Genomic DNA, 1014 nt, shown 5'->3' with positions numbered 1-1014 from the left:
ATCCTGCTCCCACTGCCAGTAAAGATCGACGAGGTTGCTGGAGAACGGGCCGAGCCCAGCGCGTTCGCCCCGGATCCACACGATCGGTTCATGCACGCCTGTTCTCGCTTCCGTTGTCGCGTTCGGGTACGGCGCGCAGGACGCCGAACCGTGCGGTTGACGACGGTTCGGCAACCCGCTGTCCGTCGTCAGTCTCCACCCAGGCATGGAGCCGGACAGGGTCGGCTGCTGCGCCGTGGCACCACGTCACCCGCTTCCGGCCCATGGCCAGCAGGAGGAACGCCGCTGATGATTCTTCGAGGCAGGCAACACGACCCGGCATGACCGTTCCTGCCCGCCGGACGGCGTTGACCGCTTCCATGAGGTGATCAGCTGAGGCGTTGACCCTGGTGCGTCGCGTGGCCCACGTCAGCAGACGAAGTAGCCGCGCCATCCGGCTGCGACCTTGTCCGGCCGAGAGCGCGCCGAGCACGACGAGTAGGGCCACACCCRCACGCAAGGTCATCCCGCAGGATGCGGATCCGGCCGTCGTGCGCCCGGCCTGCATCTCCTGCGTTCCCCAGCTTGGCACCCACGACGGCCCGACCGCCGTCGGTTGGCCCGCCCGATGTCGAAGGGTCTCCATGATCAGTTCTGCCGTAAGGAGCTGTTCACGCAGGGCCCGCGCGGACTGGGTGTCCAGCAGCCCTGACGGGTCGCCGTACCCGCTGGTCGTTGCCGCCTCCCACCAGCGCGCGGCCGGCCCGGTCAGTACATCAGCACGGCCGTTGCGGTAGTTGACGATCACGGTGGCCGGGCCGACATCGAGCGCACGAACGTGTTCGGGGACGCTGATGTACTCACATGACATTATCTATCGCTCTCCGTGGTTCTTGGAATCCACGCCACATCGGATGTGTCACCCAGGGCCCGTAGCCATACCTCCGCCGCCAAAGCCGGCTCCACGGTGGCGAACGGGACAGGGAGCCCTGCGGCCATCATCGTCAACGTCTGTCGGAACTCGCCGGGCTCGAC

1 protein-coding gene is annotated in these 1014 nt (G+C 67.0%); it reads right to left on the bottom strand.

Going from position 1 to position 1014, the window contains the following annotated elements; all coding sequences use genetic code 11:
* Window positions 1-88: 88 nt before the first annotated feature.
* Window positions 89-850 (bottom strand): lasso peptide biosynthesis B2 protein, encoded by a 762-nt coding sequence (locus Manayef4_RS03070; RefSeq protein ID WP_070130551.1) that lies wholly within the window; start codon window positions 848-850, stop codon window positions 89-91.
* Between the last annotated feature and the right edge of the window lie 164 nt (window positions 851-1014).

This window comes from Frankia sp. CgMI4 (assembly GCF_001756285.1).
Classification (GTDB): domain Bacteria; phylum Actinomycetota; class Actinomycetes; order Frankiales; family Frankiaceae; genus Frankia; species Frankia casuarinae.
Note: the sequence above shows the minus strand (reverse complement) of the source record. Positions and strands in the feature narration are given on the sequence as shown.